The sequence below is a fragment of the Pseudomonas allii genome, assembly GCF_055380095.1.
In genome coordinates this window covers 3713844-3734831 of the sequence record NZ_AP039450.1, presented here as the reverse complement: position 1 = coordinate 3734831, position 20988 = coordinate 3713844, and the positions used below count along the sequence as shown (strand labels likewise).

Below are 20988 nucleotides of genomic sequence, written 5' to 3'. Positions count from 1 at the left end.
TTTTTATGAGCATTACTCGTTACGGTGCCGGCAGTACGGCCGGCGGCGGTCAGCCCCGGCCTTTCGCCCGCGCGGTGGAAGCGGACGGTTGGTTGTACGTCTCGGGCCAAGTGCCTGCGGTGGATGGCGAAATCATCACCGGCGGGATCATCGAGCAAACCCGGCAGACCATGCGCAATGTGGTGGCGATCCTCGAAGAGGCTGGCTACGAGTTGAAAGATGTGGTGCGCGTCGGCGTATGGCTGGAAGACCCACGGGACTTCTGGAGTTTCAACAAAGTGTTCGGCGAATACTTCACCCCGGAACACGCTCCGGCGCGGGCCTGCGTGCAGGCCAACATGATGGTCGACTGCAAGGTGGAGATCGATTGCGTGGCCTACAAGAAAAAAGGCTAAATGCCCCATTCTTGAGACCACGGAAAATCCATTGTGGGAGGGGGCTTGCCCCTGATGAGGGTGTGTCAGCACAAGCACAGGTCACTGGCTCGCCGCTATCGGGGGCAAGCCCCCTCCCACAAGGATCTGCGCAGATCACAGCATTTTTATAGGAATCGAACTCTGCCATGACCGAAGACACCATCAAACGCCGCGCCAAAGGCCTGGACCGTGCATTCGATATCCTCGATTTCCTCAAGGAAATCGGCCAGCCCCTGCGCCCGAATGATATTGCCAGCGGCATTGGCAGCCCAAAATCCACCGTCTACGAATTGGTCGCGTCGCTGCTTGAACGTCGTATTCTGGAGACGGTGGGCAAGGACGGTCACGTCTACCTCGGCCGCCAGCTGTACTTCCTGGGCCAGGCGCACCTGCGTCACTTCGACTTGACCCGCGAGGCCGACCACGCGTTGCAGGAGATCGTCAGCCAGACCCACGAAACCGCGCAGATGTGCCTGCTCAACGGGCGCAAATACACGGTGGCGCTGATGCGCGAGGGCGAGCGGCATTTCCGCATTTCCTCGGATATCGGCGAAAACGCGCCGATCCCCTGGACCGCCTCCGGGCGCCTGTTGCTGGGGCACTTGAGCGACCAGCAGATCGTCGACCTGATCGACCATGACGACTTCATTCTGCCGGATGGCCAGCGCCTGCCGCTGGACACCTTCCTGGCGCAAATCCGTCAGGCCACCCTCGATGGCTTCTTTTCCTTCGACAGCGTGGCCGACACCTTTACCCATTGCTTTGCCGCCCCGGTGCGGGACGCGCAAGGCATCAGCATTGCGACCCTGTGCATCGTCGCCCCGCGCGCGGACGCGATCAAAAATTACAACGACTATCGCCGGGTGTTGATCGAAAGCGCCAACAACCTGGCCCGTCGTATCAACGAATAGGAGCATTTCATGTCTGCCATCAATGCCGTTGAAAAGGGCGCCGCCGCCGTCGGTGCCCATCTGGTTCGCGACGTCAGCCTGCCGGCTCTGGTGCTGCACCGTGACGCCCTGGAACACAACATCCGCTGGATGCAGGACTTTGTCAGCAAGAGCGGCGCACAGCTCGCGCCCCACGGCAAGACCAGCATGATGCCGGCGCTGTTCCAGCGTCAGATTGCGGCGGGCGCCTGGGGCATCACCCTGGCCAACGCCGTACAGACTCGCGCCGCGTATGCCGGTGGCGTGCGCCGCGTGCTGATGGCCAACCAACTGGTGGGCGCGCCGAACATGGCGTTGATCGCAGACCTGTTGGCCGACAAGGACTTCGACTTCCACTGCATGGTCGATCACCCGGACAACGTTGCCGACCTGGGGCTGTTCTTCGCCGCCCGTGGCCTGCGCCTGAACGTGATGATCGAGTACGGCGTGGTCGGCGGCCGTTGCGGTTGCCGCAGCGAGCAGGAAGTACGCGAGCTGGCCAAGGCGATCAAGGCCCAGCCGGCCCTGGCCCTCACCGGTATCGAAGGCTATGAGGGCGTGATCCACGGCGAGCACGCCATCAGTGGTATCCGCGATTTCGCCGCGAGCCTGGTGCGCCTGGCGGTGGACTTGCAGAACAATGGCTCTTTCGACCTGCCCAAGCCCATCGTTACGGCGTCGGGGTCGGCCTGGTACGACCTGATCGCCGAGTCGTTCGAACAACAGAACGCCGCCGGCCGCTTCCTCAGTGTGCTGCGCCCCGGCAGCTACGTGGCCCATGACCATGGCATCTACAAAGACGCACAGTGCTGCGTGCTCGACCGTCGCAGCGACCTCGATGAAGGTCTGCGTCCGGCCCTGGAAGTCTGGGCGCATGTGCAGTCGTTGCCCGAGCCGGGTTTTGCGGTGATCGCCCTGGGCAAGCGTGACGTGGCCTACGACGCCGGTCTGCCGGTGCCGCTCAAGCGCTACAAGGCGGGTATTGTGCCGGCCGAAGGCGATGACGTGAGTGGGTGCAAGGTTACGGCGGTGATGGACCAGCATGCGTTCATGACGGTGGCACCGGGGGTTGAGTTGCGTATCGGCGACATCATCTCGTTCGGCACCTCGCACCCTTGTCTGACCTTCGATAAGTGGCAGGTCGGTTGCCTGGTGGATGAGCAGTTGCAGGTGATTGAGTCCCTGCATACCTGCTTCTAAACCGCGTCGTTCCTATTGGGGGCAAGCCCCCTCCCACAGTTTGATGTGTGAACCTATTAAAATGTGGGAGGGGGCTTGCCCCCGATGAGGCCATCAGCCACACCCGAGACAATTGCCATGACCACCCAACCCCGCATCGCCCTGATCGGCGAATGCATGATCGAACTGCAACACCGCGCCGACGGTAGCCTGCACCAGAGCTTCGGCGGCGACACCCTGAACACGGCGGTGTACTTGCGCCGCGAGCTGGGCGATACCGGCAGTGTCGACTACGTCACCGCCCTGGGTGATGACAGTTTCAGCGATGCCATGTGCCAGCAGTGGACCGACGAAGGGTTGGGCTTGGACAGGGTCCAGCGCCTGCCCGGACGTCTGCCGGGGTTGTACTGCATCCAGACCGACGCCAACGGCGAGCGAAAATTCCTGTATTGGCGCAATGAAGCCGCCGTGCGCGACTGCTTCACCACGCCGGCAGCCGAGCCGATCCTGGCCGCGCTGCCGGGCTATGACGTGGTGTATTTCAGTGGTATCACCCTGGCCGTGCTCGGTGAAGTCGGCCGCGAACGCTTGCTGCAAACCCTGATCGAAACCCGCCGACGTGGCGGTAAGGTGGTGTTCGACAATAACTACCGGCCGCGATTGTGGGCGAGCGTCGAGGCGGCGCGTGCTGCGTATGAGCGTGTCCTGGCCGAAGTGGATATCGCCTTGCTCACCGAGGACGACGAGCGTGCGCTGTTTGGCTATGTGGACAGCGAACAGGTGTTCGCGGCGTATCCGGAGATTGAAGAGCTGGTGCTCAAGCGTGGCGCGGACGCGTGTCTGATCCGGTGCCAGGGCGAGCGCTTTTGCGTGTCGGCGATCAAGGTGGAAAAGGTGGTGGACACAACAGCGGCGGGGGATTCGTTCAGTGCGGCGTACCTGGCCGGGCGGCTCAAGGGAAGCTCGCCGGAGCAGGCTGCATTGGCTGGGCATCGGTTGGCCAGTCGGGTTATCCAGGTGCCGGGGGCGCTGATTCCCCGGGGGTGAATGGCCGCCTGCGGCGGATCGGGGGCAAGCCCCCTCCCACAGTTGACCGCATTTCATCTGGAGGAATGCGGTCCCTTGTGGGAGGGGGCTTGCCCCCGATAGCGGTCTGCAGCCAACCCATCAATCCCGGTAAAACACCTGCACCAGGTGATACCCGAACTTGCTCTTGATCGGCCCGTGCACCACCTTCACCGGTTTCTTGAAGATCACCGCATCGATCGCCCCCACCATCTGCCCGGGTCGTACTTCACCCAGGTCGCCGCCGCGTTTGCCCGACGGGCAGGTGGAGTACTTCTTGGCCAGCACATCAAACGCCTCGCCCTTGGCGATGCGCTGTTTGAGCTGTTCGGCTTCTTCGCTGGTTTTCACCAGGATATGACGGGCTTGGGCTTTCATTGATCTCTACCAGGTGTGCGACGGCGCGCGATTATGCCTGAACTCATTGGTCGGCGTTGATCATGCTGCGGATTTTTGTCGCCAGCAGCTCGATGGAAAACGGCTTGGCCACCATGTCCATGCCGTCTTCGAGGAAGCCCTGGCGCTCGGCGGCTTTTTCCGCGTAACCGGTCATGAACAGCACCTTCAGCCCTGGCCGGTGCTGGCGCGCAATTTCCGCCAGTTGCCGGCCATTCATGCCCGGCAACCCGACGTCGGTCACCAGCAGGTCCACGCGCAGATCCGACTCCAGCAGCGGCAATGCGGCCCGAGCGTCGCCCGCCTGATGCGCCGTGTAGCCCAGTTCATCGAGCACATTGACCACCAGCATGCGCACTGCCGGGTCATCTTCGACCACCACCACGGCTTCACCGGCGAGGGCCACCGGCGCTTCACTGTGGCTGGCGGGCAAGCTGCTTTCCAGGGAGGTGCCGTGCAGGCGCGGCAAATACAGGCGCACGCAGGTGCCCTGGCCCGGTTCGCTGTGGATGGTCACATGCCCACCGGACTGCTGGGCAAAGCCATAGATCATCGACAACCCAAGGCCCGTGCCCTGGCCGATGGGTTTGGTGGTGAAGAACGGGTCGAACGCCTTGGCCAGAATCTTCGGCGCCATGCCGGTGCCGTTGTCGCACACGCCGAGCATCACGTAGTCACCGGCCTTGACCGGTTCCAGGGTGGTGATGTCAGTGCCGTCCAGGTAACTGTTGGCGGTTTCGATCAGCAGTTCACCGCCGTCGGGCATCGCGTCGCGGGCGTTGATCACCAGGTTGAGCAGGGCGTTTTCCAGTTGGCTGGCGTCGGTGTTCACCGGCCAGATGTCGTGGCCGAGCTGCACTTTGAGGGTGATATGTGCGCCCTTGGTGCGGCGGAACAAGTCTTCCAGCGATGCGACCAACTGGTTGGGATCGAGCGGGCGGCGGTCCAGCGACTGGCGCCGGGAGAACGCCAGCAAGCGGTGGGTGAGGGCGGCCGCACGGTGGGCGGAGGACACGGCGGCATCGGTAAAACGGCCGATCTCGTCACTGCGCCCGGCAGCGATGTAGCGCTGCATCAGGTCCAGGCTACCGATGATGCCGGTGAGCATGTTGTTGAAGTCGTGGGCGATGCCACCGGTGAGCTGGCCCACGGCTTCCATCTTCTGCGCGTGGCGCAGTGCATCTTCGGCGCGCTCGCGTTCGAACATTTCGTTTTGCAGGCGCTGGTTGGCCTCGGCCAGCGCCTGGGTGCGCTGGGCCACGCGTTCCTCGAGGTTTTCATTGAGGTGGCGCAGGGCTTCTTCGGTGAGCTTGCGCTCGGTTTCATCGATCACAAAAATGTAGAAACCATTCACTGAACCGTCATTGCTGAAGCGTGGCAGGTACTTCATCAGGGCATGGCGTGGTCGACCGTCCTGGTGCGGCGTGATGGTCATGAAGCTACAGGCCTTGCCCTTGAGTGCGGCGGTGATCTTGTCCTCACGCCCGGCATACACCTCGTCGCCGAGCACTTCGCGGATGGTCTTGCCGTACAGCTCCTGGGGCGTCATGCCGTACCACTCCAGGTACGCACTGTTGTTCAGGCGAAAGCGCTGCTCATGGTCGGCATAACCGATCAGCACCGGCATGGCGTTGATGATCAACTGCAGTTCGGTCTGGCTTTGGCGCAAGGCCTGCTCGGTGTGTTTACGCTCGGTCAGGTCCAGCGCGGCGCCGAGGAACCGCGCCGGGCGCCCTTGATGATCCTTGTAGCAGCGCCCGCGGGCAAACACCCAGCGCAGTTGGCCATCGGCTTGCAGCAGGCGGTATTCCTCGGCGTATTCGGTGCCGAAAGTGATGCAGTGCTTGATGCTGCGCGCCACCATGCCACGGTCTTCCGGGTGCACGCCTTGCAGATAGGCGCTGATCGGCAGCCGGCTTGCATCGCTGGGGTCGACACCGTGCAGGTAGGCGAAGTGCGTGTCGGCGATAAAATGGTCTTCGCCGATATCCCAGTCCCAGGTGCCGACCGCGTCGGTGGCCGCCAATGCCAGTTGCAGGCGCTGTTCGGTGTTGTGCTGGGCCTTGCGCCGTTCATTGGTTTCGATGGCGGTGACCAGGATGCCGGCAACGCTGCCGCTTTCATCGCGGACCGGGCTGTAGGTGAGGTCCAGCCAGATTTCTGTATCGCGATTGTGGCGTTGCAGTACGAAGCGCTGCTCGCTGAAGGTGCGCACCTGGCCGCTGAGCACGGCGTCGTAGATCGGCGCGGTAAAACTCTCCAGCTCCGGCCAGGTCTGGTGTGCCGGCTGGCCCATGGCCTCGGGGTGCTTGTTGCCCGCCAGTTGGGCGAAACCGTCGTTGTAGAGTTGCGTGAGCTGGTTGCCCCACAGCAGGAGCATCGGCATCGGCGAGTGCACGACGATATCGACCGCCGTGCGCAGGCTTTGCGGCCAATTTTTGGCCTCACCGAGAGGGCTTTGCGCCCAGTCCAGCCGCGCAATCAATGCGGCGGCTTCGCTGCCGGTGGATGTTCCAATCATGAAAAAGCCCTGAGCGTAACGCTTTGAAAAAAGACAACACCCATTATCCCGTCTGCCGGCAATGGGTGACTACCCCCGAAAAATAGCATGCATTCGGGGTTTGTCTTCAAATGAGTACGTCAGCGCTGAAACCTTTCATCCTTGCGCCAGTTCCGGGCGGTTGCGGAACTGATCAAGGGCCTGGGGGTTAGCCAGGGCGTCGGTGTTCTTAACCGGCTCGCCGTGCACCACATTGCGCACTGCCAATTCGACGATCTTGCCGCTGATGGTGCGGGGGATATCGGTGACAGCGAGGATCTTCGCCGGCACATGGCGCGGCGTGGTGTTGGCGCGGATCACCTGGCGGATCTGTTGCTCCAGGGCGTCGTCCAGTTCGATACCGTCATTGAGGCGCACGAACAGCACCACGCGCACGTCGTCGTGCCAGCGTTGGCCGATGGCCAGGCTTTCCAGCACCTGGGGGACTTTTTCCACCTGGCGGTAGATCTCGGCAGTGCCGATCCGCACACCGCCGGGGTTGAGCACGGCGTCGGAGCGCCCGTGGATCAGCAGACTACCGTTCGGCCGTTGTTCGGCGTAGTCACCCTGGGCCCACACGCCAGGAAACTGGCTGAAATACGAGGCGCGCAGCTTCTGGCGGTGCGGGTCGTTCCACAGGCCGATGGGCATCGCCGGGAAGTGCCGCGTGCACACCAGCTCGCCTTTTTCACCGACCAGCGGCCGGCCCTGGTCGTCCCACACTTCGATGGCCATCGCCAGGCTCTTGCACTGCATTTCACCGCGCCGCACCGGCAGCACCGGGTTGCCGATCACAAAGCAGGAGACGATATCGGTGCCGCCCGACATGGACGACAGGCACAGCTCGGCCTTGATCTCGCGGTACACGTAGTCGTAGCTCTGCGGTGACAGCGGCGAACCCGTGGAAATCAACCCTTTGAGGCTGCCCAGGTCGTGGCTCAAGCGCGGCTGCAATCCGGCCTTTTCCAACGTGGCGAGAAACTTGGGGCTGGTGCCGAACACGCTGATTTTTTCCGCATCGATCAAGTCGATCAGCCGCTCGGGCCCGGGATGAAACGGCGAGCCGTCATACAGCACCGCCGTGGCGCCGATAGCCAGTACAGACACCAGCCAGTTCCACATCATCCAGCCACAGGTGGTGTAGTAGAACAGGCAGTCCTCACGGGACAGGTCGGCGTGCAGGCCGTGTTCCTTGAGGTGGGTGAGCAATACGCCGCCGGTGCCGTGGATGATGCACTTGGGCACGCCGGTGGTGCCGCTGGAGTAGAGGATGTACAACGGATGGTCGAACGGCACCGCAATGAACTCAGGCTCGCCGCCGGGTTGGTAGACGTCTTGCCACAGCGCGACGCGTGCCTGGGTCTGATAGTCCTCGATCCGCGCCTGGGGCTTTGCGTAAGGCACGATGATCAACTGCTCCAGGGATGGCAGGCGCGCGAGGATTTCATTGAGCTTGGTGGTCTGGTCGATGTCTTTGCCGGCATAGCGGTAACCGGCGCAGGTGATCAACACCTTGGGCTCGATCTGGCCGAAGCGGTCGATCACGCCCTGGGTGCCGAAGTCCGGCGACGAACACGACCAGATCGCCCCCAGGCTGGTGGTGGCGAGCATGCCCACCAGGGTTTGCCAGGTGTTGGGCATGCACGCGGCGACGCGGTCGCCTTGGGTCACGCCGGCAGCGCGCAGGCTGCGTTGCAGGCCGGCGACGTGGGCGGCCAGCTCGGCGTAGGTCAGTTGCTCGCGCTGGCCGTCTTCTGCGATAGCCACGACGGCGACGTGATCATCACGCCGGCGCAGCAGGTGTTCGGCAAAATTCAGCGTTGCGCCGGGAAACCAGTGGGCGCTGGGCATTTCGGCGTCTTCGATCAGCACTGCGGTGGGCGGGCTGCGCCACTGCACGTCGAAATAGTCCACGATCGCCCGCCAGAAATCCGGGCGCTGGTCGATGCTCCACTGGTGCAGCGCCGGGTAGTCGCCAAGCTGCACGCTGTAGCGCTCGTTGATGTAGCGCCGGAACTGGTCCATGCGCGTGTTGGCGATGCGTTCGGGGGAGGGGTGCCAGAGGATCTCGGACATAGGCAGGTCTCTTTTTATGTATTAATTCATCCAGACAATGCAGGGCCAATGTGGGAGGGGGCTTGCCCCCGATGAGGGAGTGTCAGTTGAGACATGGGGTGACTGGCCCACCGCTATCGGGGGCAAGCCCCCTCCCACATTTGGATCTTGATTGTCTGGTCTACTGGGCCAGCCAGCCGCCGTCGATATTCCATGCGGCACCGCGCACCTGGCTGCCGGCTTCACTGCACAAAAACAGCACCAGCTCACCCAACTGCGGCGGTGTCACAAACTCCAGAGACGGCTGCTTCTCCGCCAACAGGTCATGCTGCGCCTGCTGCGGGTCGACGCCAGTGGCGGCGCGATCATCGATCTGCTTCTGCACCAGTGGCGTCAGCACCCAGCCCGGGCAGATGGCGTTGCAGGTGACGTTGCTGGTGGCGGTCTCTAGGCCGACCACCTTGGTCAGCCCGATCACGCCATGCTTGGCCGCCACATACGCGGCCTTGCCCACCGACCCGACCTGGCCATGCACCGAGGCGATATTGACGATGCGCCCCCAGCCCTTGGCCTTCATGCCCGGCAAGCTCAAGCGCGTGCTGTGGAACACCGAGGACAGGTTGATCGCGATGATCGAGTCCCAGCGCTCGACGGGGAAGTCTTCCACCGCCGCCACGTGCTGGATACCGGCGTTGTTGACCAGGATGTCGACGCCGCCGAATTCACGCTCGGCATAGGCGAGCATGTCGGCGGTCTGCGCCGGGTCGCTGACGTCGGCCGGGTGGTGGCCGACTTTGCCGCCGAAAGCTTGCACCTGGGCGATCACCGCGCTGGTGTCGCCGAAGCCGTTGAGGATCAGGTTGGCGCCGGCCTTGGCCAGGCTTATGGCGATGCCCAGGCCGATGCCGCTGGTGGAGCCGGTGACCAGGGCGGTCTTGCCGTTCAATGTCGTCATGCAAACCTCACACAATGCCGGTGGCGTAGAAAGTACCGATCACCACGAACACCGCAAGCGTCTTGATGATCGTGATGCCGAAAATGTCCTTGTAGGCTTCGCGGTGCGTCAGGCCGGTGACCGCCAGCAGCGTGATCACCGCGCCGTTGTGGGGCAGGGTGTCCATGCCGCCGCTGGCCATGGCCGCGACGCGGTGCAGCACTTCAAGGGGGATATTGGCCGCATGGGCTGCCGAAATAAAGCTTTCGGACATTGCCGCCAGGGCGATGCTCATGCCGCCCGACGCGGAACCGGTGATACCGGCCAGCAGGGTCACGGTGATCGCTTCATTGACCAGCGGGTTGGGAATGCCCTTGAGCCAGTCGGCCAGCACCAGGAAGCCCGGCAGCGAGGCGATCACCGCACCGAAGCCATATTCAGAGGCGGTGTTCATCGCCGCCAGCAGCGCACCGCTGACCGCACTTTTGCTGCCTTCGGCCAGCTTGCTCTTGATCGCCGAGAAGCCGAACACCAGCACCACGATAATCCCCACCAGCAACGCTGCCTGCACCGCCCAGATCGCGGTGAGCTTGGCGATTTCGGTGGTCACCGGCGTGCTCATGCCCGGCAGGCTGAGGCTGTGGGTCTTGCCGTACCACTGAGGGATCCAGTGGGTGAACAGCAGATTCATCACGCCGACCAGGATCAGCGGCGACAGCGCGATCCAGGGGTTGGGCAGGGTCAGGTTCTCGGCGGTTTCCGGCTCGTTGCGCAGCTCGGTGCCATAGCCTTCACCGGCACGTTGCGCCTTGTTACGCTGGCGCGCCAGGTAAAGCATGCCGGCGCAGAACACGAAGATCGTACCGATCAACCCCAGCCACGGCGCGGCCCAGGCGGTAGTGTTGAAGAAGGTGCTGGGGATGATGTTCTGGATCTGCGGCGTGCCGGGCAGGGCGTCCATGGTGAACGAGAACGCGCCGAGGGCGATGGTCGCCGGGATCAGGCGCTTGGGGATATTGCTCTGGCGGAACATCTCCGCTGCAAACGGATACACCGCAAACACCACCACGAACAGCGATACACCGCCGTAGGTGAGCAGGGCGCAGACCAGCACGATCACCAGCATCGCCTGGCGTGTGCCAAGCAAGCGAATGGCCGCCGCCACGATAGAGCGCGAAAAGCCCGACAGCTCGATCAGCTTGCCGAACACCGCGCCCAGCAGGAACACCGGGAAATACAGTTTGATAAAGCCGACCATTTTCTCCATGAACACCCCGGTAAACGCGGGTGCGACGGCGGAAGGGTCGGTGAGCAGGACCGCGCCGAGGGCGGCAATGGGGGCAAACAGGATAACGCTATAGCCACGGTAGGCAGCCAGCATCAGCAGCGCGAGGGCTGCCAGGGCAATGATCACACTCATGGTGTGTCTCCATCGGATTGTTATTTTTGTGGGGTGTTGCTGTGGGAGAGGGCTATAGCGAGATGTGTGCCAGGTTATTAACTTGTTGAAATTTATGAATAATTTATAGGTTTTGGTTGGTTGCTCTGAATATTGTCTCTAACTTGAGACAAGTGATAAGCCATTGTGGGAGGGGGCTTGCCCCCGATAGCGGTAATTCAGTCACCTAATAGTTGACTAACACATTGCCATCGGGGGCAAGCCCCCTCCCACATTGGATTGTCTCTTTGTTGAGAGATGTGTCTCGATTTAGAGATCAGCTGATACCCAACGCCACCATCTTCTTGTATAGCGTTGACCGCCCAAGCCCCAGTCGCTTGGCCGCTTCCACCACATTCCCCTCGCACGCGTTCAATGCCGCCGCAATGATCTGCCGATCAAACCGCTCCCGCGCCGCATTGAAGCTTTCACCCTCGACCGTCGCGACGGCACTGCCACGCGCCACGGGGGTGAAGGTGCCAATCGCCGCCCGAATCTCCTCGGCATTCAACACCAGGTCATCACTGAGCAACGCCGCCCGCTCCAGCACATTGCGCAGCTCACGGATATTCCCCGGCCACGCATGCTGTGCCAGCAACGCCAGGGCCTCGCGGTCCAGTTCATGCTGGCTGCGCAGTTCCTCCAGAATCGCCTCGCTCAACGCCGGAATATCTTCAAGCCGCTCACGCAACGGCGGCACTTGGATCGGCAGCACATTCAGCCGGTAATACAAATCCGCGCGGAATTCGCCGCGCTTGATCGCCGCCTCCATGTCCATGGAGGTGGCGGCGATCACCCGTACATCGCTGTGCAGCATCTCATTGGAGCCGACCGGCTCGAATTCCTTTTCCTGCAACACCCGCAGCAGTTTGGTTTGCAAGGGCAGGGGCATGTCACCGATTTCGTCGAGGAACAGCGTGCCGCCCTGGGCGATCTGGAATTTGCCGGGGCGGCCTTTGCGGTCGGCACCGGTAAACGCGCCCGGCGCGGTGCCGAAGAACTCGGCTTCCAGCAGGTCAGCCGGAATCGCCGCGCTGTTGACGCTGACAAACGCCTTGTGCGCACGGGTGGAGGCGCCGTGAATCGCCTGGGCCAACAGCTCCTTGCCGGTACCGGTTTCGCCCAGCAGCAACACGGGCGATTCGGCACTGGCACTGCGCCGCGCGCGGCGTTTTACTTCGAGGCTGGCGGCGCTGGTGCCGATAAAATGCGCAAAGTTGTATTTGCTCTGCCGCGAACGTAGCAAGGAACGCGTCGACGCCAGTTCTTGCTGCATGCTCAGGTAGCGTTCGATCAGTGGCGACAGGTTGCGCAGCTCATCAAACAAGGCAAAGCCGATCGCACCGATCACCGCGCCGGCATCATTGTGGATCGGCAAGCGCATGACCACCAACGGACCCTTGGGTGTGTCCTGGATGTCCAGCAATATGGGCTGGTCATTGCGCACCACTTGGCGCAACAGGCTGTTGGAAATCACCTGTTCGCAGGGCTGGCCGATGGCTTCGTCGGCGCTCTTGAGGCCGAAACGCTTGGCGTAGCGCTCGTTCATCCACACGATATTGGCGTCGCGGTCGACAATCACCGTGCCTTCGCTGGACTGCTCGATGATCTCGAACAGCGACTGGATGGCCAGGCCGCGAACCTGTTGGTAATCCGTGAGGCTGGTACTCATGACGACAGCCCGCAGGCGGCCGCCAGCAATTCCTTGGTGTACGGATGCTGCGGCGCATCAAACACCTGGTGGCTCACGCCGGCCTCCACCACCTTGCCGTCCTTGATCACGATCATGTCGTGGGCCATGGCACGCACCACGGCCAGGTCGTGGCTGATAAACAGGTAGGTCAGGCCGTATTTTTCCTGCAGTTCACGCAGTAGCGCCACCACTTGTTTCTGCACGGTGCGGTCGAGGGCTGAGGTCGGTTCATCCAGCAACATCAGCGCCGGCTTGAGTACCAGGGCGCGGGCGATGGCGATGCGTTGACGCTGGCCACCGGAAAATTCGTGGGGGTAACGGTGACGGCTGGCAGGATCGAGGCCCACGTCCTTGAGCACCTGCACCACCTGTGCATCGCGGTCGGCCAGGCTGCATGGGGCGTGAACTTCCAGGCCTTCGCTGATGATCTGTTCCACCGTCATGCGTGGGCTGAGGCTGCCGTAAGGGTCCTGGAACACCACCTGCATCTGCTTGCGCCACGGGCGCATCTGCTGGTGGTTCAGCGGGTCGAGGGCTTCACCCTGGAAACGGATGCTGCCGCTGGAGTCCAGCAGCCGCAAAATCGCCTGGCCCAAGGTGGACTTGCCCGAGCCGGACTCGCCGACAATCCCCAGGGTCTTGCCGCGCTGCACGCGGAGGCTGATGCCATCCACCGCTCGCAGGTAGGTCTTGCGTCGGAACAACCCGCCGCCAAGGGGGAATTGCACGGTCAGGTCATCCACCTGCAACACGGTCTCGCGTTCATCGCTGCACAGCGCATCGCCGGCCGGTTCTGCATCCAGTAGCAGGCGGCTGTAGGGGTGTTGCGGCGCGTTGAACAGTGTCTGGCAGTCGGCCTGCTCGACGATCTCGCCGGCTCGCATCACGCACACGCGCTGGGCAATGCTGCGCACCAGGTTGAGGTCATGGCTGATCAGCAGCAGGGACATGCCCAGGCGTTGTTGCAGGGACTTGAGCAGCAGCAGGATCTTGCGTTGCACGGTCACGTCCAGCGCCGTAGTCGGTTCGTCGGCGATCAGCAGTTCCGGCTCGCAGGCCAGCGCCATGGCGATCATCACCCGCTGGCGCTGACCACCGGAGAGCTGGTGCGGATAGGCCTTGAGCCGCTCCTGGGGCTTCTGGATGCCCACCAGTTCGAGCAATTCGAGGATGCGCGCCTGCGCCGCTTTGCCGCCCAGGCCCTTGTGCAGCAGCAGGGTTTCACCGATCTGTTTTTCGATGCTGTGCAGCGGATTGAGCGAGGTCATCGGCTCCTGGAAGATCATGGCAATGCGGTTGCCGCGCAGCTTTTGCAAGGTGGTGGCCGAAGCGCCGACCAGTTCCTGGCCACGGTATTTGATGGAACCGGTGGTTTGAGTACCGGCCTCCGGCAGCAGTTGCAGGATCGAGTGGGCCGTCACCGACTTGCCCGAGCCCGACTCGCCCACCAGTGCCAGGCATTCGCCGGGGCGTACATCCAGGCACAGGTTGCGCACCACGGTCTGGCCGCTGAACGCGACGCTGAGGTCGCGGATTTCGATCAGGTTCATAGGCAGTCACTCATGAGCGTGGGTCGAAGGCATCACGCAGTGCCTCGCCGATAAAGACCAGTAGCGACAGGATCAGCGCCAGGGTGAAAAACGCGGTCAGGCCCAGCCACGGCGCTTGCAGGTTCTGCTTGCCCTGTGCGATCAGCTCACCCAGCGACGCGCTGCCTGCCGGCATGCCGAAACCGAGGAAATCCAGGGCGCTCAGCGTCGAAATCGCACCGGTCAGGATAAACGGCAGGTAACTCAAGGTCGCGGTCATGGCGTTGGGCAGGATATGCCGGCGGATAATCTTGCCGTCGCCCAGGCCCAGGGCCCGTGCGGCCTTGACGTACTCCAGGTTGCGCCCGCGCAGGAACTCGGCGCGCACCACATCCACTAGGGCCAGCCAGGAAAACAGCGCCATGATCCCCAGCAGCCACCAGAAATTCGGCTCTACAAAACCCGACAGGATGATCAGCAGGTACAGCACCGGCAACCCGGACCACACTTCCAGCACACGCTGGCCGATCAGGTCCACCCAGCCGCCGTAATAGCCCTGCAACGCACCGGCGGCAATGCCGATGGCTGCGCTGATCGTGGTGAGCGCCAGGGCAAACAGGATCGACACGCGCGCGCCAAAGATCACTCGCGCCAGCACATCCCGCGACTGGTCATCGGTGCCCAGCCAGTTCACCGCCGAGGGCGGGCTGGGGGCAGGGCGGGTCAGCTCGTAGTTGGGTGTGTCATCGCTGAACGGAATGGGCGGGAACAGCATCCAGCCGCCGTCCTGCTCGATCAGCTTTTGCACGTAGTCACTGCGGTAGTCGGCCTGGAACGGCAACTGGCCGCCGAACTGTTGCTCGGTGTAGCGCTTGAACACCGGGAAATACAGCTCGTTCTTGAAACTCAGCACCAAGGGTTTGTCATTGGCGATCAACTCGCCGCCCAGGGTCAGAATAAACAGGCCGATAAACAGCCACAGCGACCACCAGCCGCGACGGTTTTTCTTGAAGCGCTCGAAACGCCGACGCGCCACGGGAGACAGATTGAGCATCAGGCGTTCCTCGCGGCGAAGTCGATACGCGGGTCCACCAGGGTGTAGCAGAGGTCACCGATAAGTTTTATCAAGAGGCCGAACAAGGTGAAGATGAACAGCGAACCAAACACCACCGGGTAGTCCCGGGACACAGCTGCTTCGTAGCTCATGCGGCCCAGGCCATCGAGGGAGAAGATCACCTCGATCAGCAGCGAACCGGCAAAGAACACAGCAATAAAGGCCTGGGGAATCCCGGAGATCACCAGCAGCATCGCGTTGCGGAACACATGCCCGTAGAGCACGCGTCGTTCGCTCAAGCCTTTGGCGCGCGCGGTCACCACGTACTGGCGCGTGATTTCATTGAGGAACGAGTTTTTGGTGAGGATGGTCAGCGTGGCAAACCCGCCGATCACCAGTGAGGTAACCGGCAACACCAGGTGCCAGAAGTAATCGGCGATCTTGCCCACGGTGCTCAGCTCTTCGAAGTTCTCCGACACCAGCCCGCGTACCGGGAACCAGTTCAACGATGTGCCACCGGCAAACACCACGATCAGGAACATCGCGAACAGGAACGCCGGCATGGCATAGCCGATGACAATTGCGGTGCTGCTCCACACATCAAAACTGCTGCCGTGGCGCACTGCCTTGCGGATCCCCAGGGGGATCGACACCAGGTAGGTGATCAGCGTGGCCCACAGGCCGAGGGAAATGGTCACGGGCATTTTTTCCAGGATCAGGTCGATCACCGTCTTGCCACGAAAGAAACTGTTGCCGAAGTCCAGTTGGGCGTAGCTCTTGAGCATCAGCCACAGGCGCTCGGGCGCGGGCTTGTCAAAGCCGTACTGTTTCTCGATGTCAGCGATCAGCTTCGGGTCCAGGCCCCGGCTGGCGCGGGAGCCACCGCTGATGCCTTCGCCAGAGGAACCGCCGACGCCACCGCCGCCGATCCCTTGCAGGTGGGCGATGGCTTGCTCCACCGGACCGCCGGGGGCGGCCTGCACGATCACGAAATTCACCAGCAGGATGATCACCAGCGTCGGGATGATCAGCAGCAGGCGCCGCACGATATAGGCAAACATCAGCGCGCACCTCCGCGTTTTTTCAACTCAGCGTTCATTTGTTCATTCGTCAGGGGCGTGGGGCTGATTTCCCACCAGGTTTCCAGGGCTTCGTCGTTCTTTGCCTCGATGGCCGGGCGGCCGAAACGGTTCCACCACGCGGCGGACGTGCCGGGCGGGTAGTAATTGGGGATCCACAGGTAGTTCCATTGCAGCACCCGGTCCAGCGCGTGGGCGTAGGTGAGCATCTGCGCCTGGCTATCGGCTTTGACCAGGCCCTTGATCAGGCTGTCGACAGCGGGGTCCTTGAGCACCATGTAATTGTTGGCGCCGGGGTCGAAGGCGGCGGCCGAGCCAAAGTAGTTGTACAGCTCCATACCCGGCGACGTGGTGACGGGGAAGCCAGTGACGATCATGTCGTAATCCCGCGCCATGACCCGGTTCACGTACTGGGATGAGTCGATTCGGCGGATATTCAGGGTGATACCGATTTGCGCCAGGTTGCGCTTGTACGGCAGCAACAGACGCTCCAAGCCGTTTTGGGCATTGAGGAACGTGAATTCCAGCGGCTCGCCCTCGGCGTTCACCAACTTGTCGCCGTCGGGTTTCCAGCCTGCTTCTTCCAACAGGCCCAGGGCTTGCAACTGTTTGTCGCGGATCATGCCGCTGCCATCGGTCACCGGTGCCTTGAACACCTGGCTGAACACCTCATCGGGGACCTGGCCGCGCAAGGGTTCAAGAATCGCCAACTCCTCTTTTGTTGGCGGCTGGCTGGCGGCCAGCGGGCTGTTGGAGAAGTAACTCTGCTGGCGGATGTACATGTTTCGCATCATCTGCCGGTTGGCCCATTCAAAATCCCACAGCATCGCCAGGGCCTGGCGCACGCGGCGGTCCTTGAACATCGGTTTTTGCACGTTGAACACATAACCCTGGGCCGGTTGCGGCATTTCCCTGGCCAGGTGTGCGCGTTGCAGGCGGCCGTCATCCAGGGCTGGGCCGTTATAGCCGATGGAGTAGCCGGTGGCGGAAAATTCGCGGTTGAAATCGTAGGCACCCCCGCGCAATACCTGGCGGGCCACTTCGGTGTCGCCGAAATACTCCAGGCTCAGGTGATCGAAGTTGTACAGGCCGCGGCTGACAGGCAAGTCCTTGCCCCACCAGTTCGGATCACGGGTAAAGGTGATGGTACTGCCGGAGTCGATCTTGCTGACTTTGTAGGGGCCGCTGCCCAACGGCGCTTCATACCCGCCGCCATTGGCGAAGTCGCGGGTTTTCCACCAATGCTCAGGGAAGACCGGCAGGGTGGCGATGTCCAGGGGCAGGGTGCGGTTTTCATTGCTGGAGAAATCGAAACGCACCTGGCGCTCGCCTTCGACTTCGACGTGCTTGACGTCGGCGAACAAGGTGCGAAAGCGCAGGCTGCCCTGGGTCATCAGCAGGTCGAAGCTGTAGCGCACGTCCTCGGCGGTGATCGGCTTTCCATCGGCAAAGCGCGCCTTGGGGTTGAGGAAAAAGCGTAGCGACAGGCCGTCGTCGGCGCGCTCCATTTTTTCGGCGACCAGGCCGTAGACCGTGTAGGGCTCGTCCAGGGAACGCTGGGCCAGTGGCGCGTAGAGCCAGCCGTCGACCTGGGACACGCCGATGCCCTTGTCGATATACGGCAACACATGGTCGAAGCGCCCGATCTCGATGGCCGAGCGGCGCAAGCTACCACCCTTGGGGGCGTTGGGGTTGGCGTAGTCGAAATGGGTAAAGCCGGCAGGGTACTTGGCCGGTTCGCCGTACACCGTCAGGTACGGCTGGGGCGCCGCGATCACCACCGTGCTGGCGAGCAACAGTGCCAGGGACGAGCTAAAAAAGTAGGAAAAAGCCAATCGCATTGTCAGCCTTGAACGCCGTATGAAGAAGAAAAGGGATTTGTACGCTAACGGCATCAGCGTCGCCAGTCATCACATGCACAACGGCCCACCAAAAGGCGGGCCGTTGTTTATCGCATCAGCACAGACGGGATCAGTCCTGGCGGCTGGTGACTTCCAGCAGGTGGTAACCGAACTGGGTCTTTACCGGGCCTTGCACGGTGTTGACCGGGGCGCTGAACACGACGGTGTCGAATTCCTTGACCATCTGGCCTGGACCGAACGAACCCAGGTCACCGCCTTGGCGGCTGGATGGGCAGCTGGAGTTGGCTTTGGCGACTTCTGCGAAATCTGCGCCGCCTTCGATTTGGGCCTTGAGTTCGTTGCACTTGTCTTCAGTGGAAACGAGGATGTGACGGGCGGTGGCTTTGGCCATGGGAAGTAACTCCTTGAATAAAAAAGGTGAGCCTACCGGATTCAGGCGGTTATTTCCTGGCAAAGTTCCGCCGGATTGCCCGAGTGGCTCAGGCGCAGCCCATGGCGCCGCTATGGGTGAGCCATTCGATGAGCCGCGCATGCACTGTCGGGTAGGGTTCAGGTCAGGACGATGTAGTCGTTCTGCTGGATGATCGGTCGATGTGGGCCTTGCACCAGGTGGATATAACGACCGTCCACCAGGTCGATGGGCAGGCAGTCGTCGATGTCCAGTACTCCATCGGTATGGGCCTGGGACCAGTGACGTAGCATTTGTTGTTTGCCCTTGTTCGTGGCCTCCTGCTTATTGCGGGCGGCCACCAGTAGGTAGTGGTGGGCCTCGCCAAAGCTGTTGGCCTCATAACCGCCCAGGTTGATGAAGTACAGGTGATGTGCGCCGGCGGCAGGTGCCAGGGGGCTGAGTTCGACCTTCCAGCCGTCGACGCCATCCACCGCCATCCACGAGTCGATATGCATGCCCTTGGGGCTGCCGAACCAGTCGGCGCGCAGTTGCGGGTAGGCTGCTTCCAGCGTGTCCGCCACGGCAAACAGCACATCGTGAACTTCAATTTTCGCCCGCGGGTGCTTACCCCCGAGCATGACGACAAACAGCATTGCAGAGACTTCCTGGCGACTTGGCAGAGGCTAACCATACTTCGATTGAACCCTTTTGTCCGGCCAATGCCACACTGTTAATCCGCGAACTCATCAGGAGGTTGTCATGCGTACCATTGATCTGGCGGGTATTCCCGTTCCTGTCATCGGCCAGGGAACCTGGCGCATGGGCGAAAACCCCGACCAGCACCGCGCTGAAGTCGCGGCGTTGCAACTGGGTATCGACGAGGGCATGACCCTCATCGATACCGCCGAAATGTACGGGGAGGGCGGCGCTGAAACGGTCGTCGGCGAGGCCATTCGTGGCCGCCGCGACCAGGTGTTCCTGGTGAGCAAGGTCTATCCGCACAATGCCAGCCACAAGGGCGTGCCCCGTGCCTGTGAGGCCAGCCTCCAGCGCCTGGGCACCGACTACATTGATCTTTATCTGCTGCATTGGCGCGGCCAGTACCCGCTGGAAGAAACGGTCGAAGCCTTCGAACGCCTGCGCGAAGCGGGCAAGATCGGACGTTGGGGTGTTTCCAATTTCGACGTGGCCGACCTGCAGGAACTTGCTTCCCCGGCCTGTGCCACCGACCAGGTGTTGTACAACATCGAAGAGCGCGGCATCGAATTCGACCTGCTGCCCTGGTGGCAACAGCACCACTTGCCCTTGATGGCGTACTGCCCGATCGCCCAGGGCGGCGAACTGCTGTCCAGCCCCACCCTCAAGCAGATCGCCCGCCGTCACGAGGTCACACCCGCCCAGGTCTCCCTGGCCTGGGTGTTGCGTCAGGACGGTGTGATCGCCATCCCCAAGGCCGTTACGCCCGAGCACGTGCGACTTAACGCAGCAGCAGCCAAGCTGGTGTTGGATGAGCACGACCTGGACGCGATCGATCGGGTATTCGGCGCGCCAAAACGTAAGCATCCTTTGTCGGTGGTGTAGTTGCCGTACGGGAACGGCGCCTTCCTTGGCGCCGCGCCCGCATCAAGCCGGTTTAACCCGCAACCGGGCTGCGCCAGTCATCCGACCCGGAAGTACCGGACACTTCGTGAGTCCACACAATCTTGCGATAGGTGAAGTACACATCTTCCAGGTGAGTGAAATGGGCGTTGTCGGGGTCCTGGCAGTTGGGCATGCGTGACTGGATATCCACGATGGTCGCCCCCTCCAGTTCGATGGTGAAGTAATGCTCCTGGGTGCCGGCCGACGAAGTGCGCAGCCATTCCAGCCGGCACTTGACCTCTTCGCCGCTGGTCAATGCACTGAACAGCAAGGGCGAGGACTTATCGAACACTTTGCTGATCATCAGGGGCTTATGCACCCGCTGGCCTGTTGGCTGGCCCGACTGCGGGTCGCGGGGAATGATCACCTGATGAGAAAAAGCCTGGACCAGAATCTGGTCCTCATGGCCTTCCTGGTAAATGTTACCTACCGAGTCCTGGGTAAACGTGCCTGCCGTGATCAAACCTTGTTTTACACCGGTAATAGAGAGATACGCGGGTGTTGGCATGACGGGGTTCCTTGTCTGATTGATGAGGTAGTTCCAACCGATAAGTTTTCGGCTGGGCAAATGCCTATAACAAGAAGCGTGCCTGAAAGTGCAAGCACCAATGGAATCAGGGTGATGCTGTTGTAGTAGGTCGGATATTCAGTGCGATAGGCTGCTACTGGGCTTAATTGCGTGTATTTCATTGCGCATGGGTGCGCATTTAGTTGCTCATCTTGAAATGTCGGTAAATGCTGAAGTTGGATGATTAGTTGAATGACTATGCAGGGTTAGGTGCGCAAAA

The 20988-nt window shown here is 61.9% G+C and carries 18 protein-coding genes; 5 read left to right on the top strand and 13 right to left on the bottom strand.

Translation table 11 applies throughout. The features are described 5' to 3' along the window. The first annotated feature begins 5 nt into the window (after window positions 1–5). From ACZ445_RS16660 to ACZ445_RS16645, 4 genes are all read left to right on the top strand, one after another. Window positions 6–395, top strand: coding sequence for a RidA family protein (locus tag ACZ445_RS16660; RefSeq protein WP_010210958.1), 390 nt, complete (start codon window positions 6–8; stop codon window positions 393–395). 167 nt (window positions 396–562) lie between these two features. Next, window positions 563–1327, top strand: a complete 765-nt coding sequence (locus ACZ445_RS16655) for an IclR family transcriptional regulator (RefSeq protein WP_058424172.1) — start codon at window positions 563–565, stop codon at window positions 1325–1327. A gap of 9 nt (window positions 1328–1336) precedes the next feature. Next, window positions 1337–2545, top strand: coding sequence for an amino acid deaminase (locus ACZ445_RS16650; protein WP_179030340.1), 1209 nt, complete (start codon window positions 1337–1339; stop codon window positions 2543–2545). A 117-nt stretch (window positions 2546–2662) separates the two neighbouring features. Further along, entirely contained in the window at window positions 2663–3571 is a 909-nt protein-coding gene (locus ACZ445_RS16645) for a sugar kinase (RefSeq protein WP_179030247.1), read from the top strand. 120 nt (window positions 3572–3691) lie between these two features. Here ACZ445_RS16645 and ACZ445_RS16640 read toward each other — a convergent pair whose 3' ends face one another. The 12 genes from ACZ445_RS16640 to ACZ445_RS16585 form a co-directional block, all read right to left on the bottom strand. Continuing rightward, the gene (locus tag ACZ445_RS16640; RefSeq protein ID WP_003174397.1) at window positions 3692–3967 is read right to left on the bottom strand and encodes a peptidylprolyl isomerase; all 276 of its coding nucleotides are present in this window, start codon (window positions 3965–3967) and stop codon (window positions 3692–3694) included. 43 nt (window positions 3968–4010) lie between these two features. Further along, window positions 4011–6506, bottom strand: coding sequence for a PAS domain-containing hybrid sensor histidine kinase/response regulator (locus ACZ445_RS16635; RefSeq protein ID WP_464703786.1), 2496 nt, complete (start codon window positions 6504–6506; stop codon window positions 4011–4013). A 135-nt stretch (window positions 6507–6641) separates the two neighbouring features. Then, entirely contained in the window at window positions 6642–8600 is a 1959-nt protein-coding gene (locus tag ACZ445_RS16630; RefSeq protein WP_179030389.1) for an acetoacetate--CoA ligase, read from the bottom strand. Window positions 8601–8760: 160 nt separating this feature from the next. After that, window positions 8761–9534 (bottom strand): 3-hydroxybutyrate dehydrogenase, encoded by a 774-nt coding sequence (locus ACZ445_RS16625; RefSeq protein ID WP_464707298.1) that lies wholly within the window; start codon window positions 9532–9534, stop codon window positions 8761–8763. Window positions 9535–9541: 7 nt separating this feature from the next. Beyond that, window positions 9542–10933 carry a GntP family permease gene (locus tag ACZ445_RS16620; RefSeq protein ID WP_058424166.1) on the bottom strand — a complete coding sequence of 464 codons (1392 nt, stop codon included), beginning with the start codon at window positions 10931–10933 and terminating at the stop codon, window positions 9542–9544. Between the two features lie 295 nt (window positions 10934–11228). Continuing rightward, entirely contained in the window at window positions 11229–12623 is a 1395-nt protein-coding gene (locus tag ACZ445_RS16615) for a sigma-54 interaction domain-containing protein (RefSeq protein WP_464707297.1), read from the bottom strand. Next, the gene (locus ACZ445_RS16610) at window positions 12620–14194 is read right to left on the bottom strand and encodes an ABC transporter ATP-binding protein (RefSeq protein ID WP_058424164.1); all 1575 of its coding nucleotides are present in this window, start codon (window positions 14192–14194) and stop codon (window positions 12620–12622) included. The genes ACZ445_RS16615 and ACZ445_RS16610 overlap by 4 nt, the downstream gene beginning before the upstream one ends. A gap of 10 nt (window positions 14195–14204) precedes the next feature. After that, window positions 14205–15227, bottom strand: a complete 1023-nt coding sequence (locus ACZ445_RS16605) for an ABC transporter permease (RefSeq protein WP_058424163.1) — start codon at window positions 15225–15227, stop codon at window positions 14205–14207. Beyond that, window positions 15227–16288 (bottom strand): microcin C ABC transporter permease YejB, encoded by a 1062-nt coding sequence (locus ACZ445_RS16600; protein ID WP_016976573.1) that lies wholly within the window; start codon window positions 16286–16288, stop codon window positions 15227–15229. The genes ACZ445_RS16605 and ACZ445_RS16600 overlap by 1 nt, the downstream gene beginning before the upstream one ends. After that, entirely contained in the window at window positions 16288–18147 is a 1860-nt protein-coding gene (locus tag ACZ445_RS16595) for an extracellular solute-binding protein (RefSeq protein WP_464707296.1), read from the bottom strand. The genes ACZ445_RS16600 and ACZ445_RS16595 overlap by 1 nt, the downstream gene beginning before the upstream one ends. Before the next feature lie 130 nt (window positions 18148–18277). Beyond that, window positions 18278–18559, bottom strand: a complete 282-nt coding sequence (locus tag ACZ445_RS16590; protein ID WP_003174386.1) for a peptidylprolyl isomerase — start codon at window positions 18557–18559, stop codon at window positions 18278–18280. Window positions 18560–18717: 158 nt separating this feature from the next. After that, window positions 18718–19212 carry a DUF1543 domain-containing protein gene (locus tag ACZ445_RS16585; RefSeq protein WP_179029735.1) on the bottom strand — a complete coding sequence of 165 codons (495 nt, stop codon included), beginning with the start codon at window positions 19210–19212 and terminating at the stop codon, window positions 18718–18720. Window positions 19213–19318: 106 nt separating this feature from the next. Here ACZ445_RS16585 and ACZ445_RS16580 point away from each other — a divergent pair, with 106 nt between their 5' ends. After that, entirely contained in the window at window positions 19319–20140 is an 822-nt protein-coding gene (locus ACZ445_RS16580; protein ID WP_464707295.1) for an aldo/keto reductase, read from the top strand. Window positions 20141–20192: 52 nt separating this feature from the next. Here ACZ445_RS16580 and ACZ445_RS16575 read toward each other — a convergent pair whose 3' ends face one another. Then, window positions 20193–20708, bottom strand: coding sequence for an Hcp family type VI secretion system effector (locus tag ACZ445_RS16575; RefSeq protein WP_025858362.1), 516 nt, complete (start codon window positions 20706–20708; stop codon window positions 20193–20195). Window positions 20709–20988 lie beyond the last annotated feature (280 nt).